Source organism: Plebeiibacterium sediminum (assembly GCF_026013605.1).
In the GTDB taxonomy this organism is placed as follows: Bacteria; Bacteroidota; Bacteroidia; order Bacteroidales; family Marinilabiliaceae; genus Saccharicrinis; species Saccharicrinis sediminus.
In genome coordinates this window covers 1-3,243 of record NZ_JAPDPJ010000156.1, presented here as the reverse complement: position 1 = coordinate 3,243, position 3,243 = coordinate 1, and the positions used below count along the sequence as shown (strand labels likewise).

Below are 3,243 nucleotides of genomic sequence, written 5' to 3'. Positions count from 1 at the left end.
CAAAATATTCGATAATCAAGCAGCTTACTTTATAACTATGACAACAGTAGGTTGGATTGATGTTTTTACTCGCAAGAACCATAAAATGCTCATTGTTGATTCGCTAAAATATTGTCAGGAAAAGAAAGGGTTGGAAATATATGGGTGGGTTCTGATGAGTAGCCATTTGCATATGATTTGTTCTGCAGTAGAAGGATATGTATTAAACGATATATTAAGAGATTTAAAAAAGCATACTTCAAAGAAGATAGTAAAGCAGATAAAAGAAGAACCAGAAAGCAGGCGAGAATGGATGCTTGATCTATTTCAAAAATATTGTGGGCATTTAAAAAGGAACCAAACTTATAAAGTATGGCAAGATGGCAATCACGCCGAAGTGATTTATAGTAATCAATTCTTTGATCAGAAATTAAATTACATACATCATAATCCCGTTGAAAATATGATTGTATGCAATGCTGAAGATTATTTATTTAGCTCAGCAAGAAATTATGCAGAGTTGCCATATTTGCTTGAAATAATCTTGGAATCACAGGAGTTGGTTACTTATAATTAGTATTAATGACCGGATTGAAAATCCTAGCAATTGTTCCAACGAGTTAGATCTTTTCTACTTGAAATAATTTACCATATTTATATGGTGTAAGTTTCACGGATTGCAAATCCGCGCTAACATCCGAGATGGTAGATATACACATCCGCACGTAATGATGATACAATCCCGGCAGAAAGTTTGGTATCCATTAGCATAGTCAGTAAGGGCTATGCCTTGTGTATTGTACCAAATTAAAAAGGTCGTTCCTGGTATAGAAACGACCTTAATACAATTACTGATTAAGTTTATCATCTATTGTTCTATTCCGGAATAATTACTGATCCGGCATACACAGAATTACTTACATTCATATTTTTACCTACAGATGTGGCAGCAATGTAACAATGAACTTCAGTTCCAGGAGGTGCATCCGGTAAACCAACATTTCCGGAGAGATCTGCACGACGGTATTTATGTAAAGTATATATTGGAGGATAGCCATAAGCCAATGTTACCAACATGATTTTGTCTTCACTACGTTCTTTAATTAAAGCATCTTCTTCAATTTCATCTTCACTACCGGTATCCTGCAGCCAATTAAACACTACCCTGTTTTCATTTAGCTGAATCGTTATACTTTTAGGAACAGGCAAACAACCTTTTGCAAGTTTCAGGTTTCTAAAATTAATGCCAAATTCAGGATATTCACCTGTAATGGTATAATTCATAATTTCAGACATGGCTGCATTTTTAGGTGTTTTTTTATCATCCAGTTTTCTAAAGCCCACTTGTACAATGGGGTATAAAGGTTGAATGAAATGCGTAGCAAACATAAATTTTGCTCTGTGTTTAATTTGGTTTGCTGAGGCTTTTTTATTTCCTGTTTTGGGTTTTGCTTTCATATAGCTAATACCTTTCCAGGTGCTACCTACTAAATTACCAACTTTTCCGTGGAAGCTTCCAAATGCTCCGTTTTCATATTTTCCCATGACGTTTTATTTTTTATGGTTTTTAACTTTGAATATGTTTTTCACTTTATTACCCTTTTCTTTGGGTGCAGTAACTTCTTTGTTTTTAGTGTCTGATTTTTCAACTTTATTGCGTTGCATCCACTTTGAAATTACAATAGGAACCTGATTTCAACATAAAATTTTACATTCAGAGCACTTATTAAATAGTGATGTTCAACTAAAAATTAAGAAAGAATAGCGGGCTATTTTGAAAAATTTTTAGGAAGAAAATCGCTGTTTATAAGTGAAACATTTATGTTTTGTCATAAAAATCTCATCTACATCGTTAAATTTTTCGAGCTAGCTTGCTAGCCCTACAAAATTTGCCTTGTATATAAGCTTTTATGACAATCTGAATTCTAAAATTTTAATTGAATTCAGGTTTAAGAACTCCTGCTAGCAGGGTGATCGCAGATCTGATGATTAATGTTTGTGGATCTGCATCCTGGGCTGAGAATATTTGAGAATCAAATGCCTCCATTGCTCCTAAAGAACCCAGTGAACCGATGGCGAAATTTTTAAGTTCATTCATCTTTCTTTTTTTGTAAGCCCTGTTATCATTGATCAGATGATAACAGAGCCCGGGTTAAACATGGTATCGGCCGATGTTTTCGCTTGGAGCAAAGTGTAAAGTGCATAGTGTATTTGGCTCTTGGCACTTTGCTCTCAGCTTGTAGTACTAAAGTATAGTGAAAAGTGCGTTGAAAAAATAACAGTAATTTTACTGTTACTTTTTATCGTTGTAATGTATTGATATATAGGTAGGTGAGATTTTTAGTCGTTGAATTTGTAATTCGATTTACCCCCCATAAAGCTCCAGAATTCCATTTTTAGCCAAAAATGATGGTTTTGGATTCCACTTTTGGGCAAAAACGACTGTTTTGGATTCCGATTTTGGCCATTTTTGCACTTTTGGGTGCTTTTCTTCGCACGTCTTCGCATCGTCTTCGCAACTTGTTCGCAATTCTTCGCACCGTCTTCGCAAAACCTATGCACTTTGTATGCACTTTCTTCGCATGCTGTATGCATCTGCTACGGACTTTGTATGGAACACGTTCGCAGATCTCCACAGGCGCTACACAGCTTCTACACAGGTTCTTCGCCCTAAGAGTGCGAAGAACTTGCATAGAACCTGTATTAAAAAGGTGTAGAATAGCGAACTTGTATCGAAGGTGTATCATAGCAGGGTAAAAGCAGGTGAGTATTTAAAGCATTGTAAAGCAAAAGGGAAAATAGATTTTTTAGGCGGATGCTTTGTGACGTTTGGTAAAAGCCTGTTTCTATCTGATTTATTGGAGACGGTTGTATTTGCTGCTATAGTAACAGTGGTTAGTTACTTTGTATCTATGTTGTTAAAATATTGGTTTGGTAGAAAGAAGGATGTTTAGTTTTTCTTTGATGTAAGTTAGGTTTGTGGTCATAAGTTCCTTGCAGAAATGTAAGGGCCTTTAGTTGTTTATAACAGGTTGTGATTTAATTAAAGGTATTCATATATTATCACATCTGTCCTAAATAAAAATAATATTTCAAATCTTTAGTATGTTCTACATCGGCCTCAGCCAGTGAGCCAAAAAACAAGATTAGCTTGACGATTAAAAATCGTTTTTTGTTTGAGTGCAACGAGTTTAAACGATTTCAGTCAAATAATCGTAGTTTTTTGAGAGAAGTGGGTGCAGCCTAGCCTTTTTTTGCTTCTGT

4 protein-coding genes are annotated in these 3,243 nt (G+C 35.1%); 2 read left to right on the top strand and 2 right to left on the bottom strand.

Annotation, left to right across the window (positions count from 1 at the left end):
* Positions 1-556 (top strand): REP-associated tyrosine transposase (locus tag OM075_RS24610; protein ID WP_301193219.1); only part of this gene is annotated, 556 nt, incomplete at its 5' end.
* Between the two features lie 299 nt (positions 557-855).
* Here the strand turns inward: OM075_RS24610 and OM075_RS24605 are convergent.
* Positions 856-1,524 carry a DUF6266 family protein gene (locus OM075_RS24605; RefSeq protein ID WP_301193218.1) on the bottom strand — a complete coding sequence of 223 codons (669 nt, stop codon included), beginning with the start codon at positions 1,522-1,524 and terminating at the stop codon, positions 856-858.
* 388 nt (positions 1,525-1,912) lie between these two features.
* Positions 1,913-2,077 carry a hypothetical protein gene (locus OM075_RS24600; protein ID WP_301193217.1) on the bottom strand — a complete coding sequence of 55 codons (165 nt, stop codon included), beginning with the start codon at positions 2,075-2,077 and terminating at the stop codon, positions 1,913-1,915.
* Positions 2,078-2,717: 640 nt separating this feature from the next.
* Between OM075_RS24600 and OM075_RS24595 the strand changes: the two genes are divergently transcribed.
* Complete coding sequence (locus OM075_RS24595; RefSeq protein ID WP_301193216.1) at positions 2,718-2,933, top strand: hypothetical protein; 216 nt, start codon at positions 2,718-2,720, stop codon at positions 2,931-2,933.
* Positions 2,934-3,243 lie beyond the last annotated feature (310 nt).

What these genes read in the sequence shown, in the direction of transcription:
- OM075_RS24605 (WP_301193218.1), bottom strand. Translation starts at nt 1,524, where the DNA reads ATGGGAAAATATGAAAACGGAGCATTTGGAAGCTTCCACGGAAAAGTT.
- OM075_RS24600 (WP_301193217.1), bottom strand. Translation starts at nt 2,077, where the DNA reads ATGAATGAACTTAAAAATTTCGCCATCGGTTCACTGGGTTCTTTAGGA.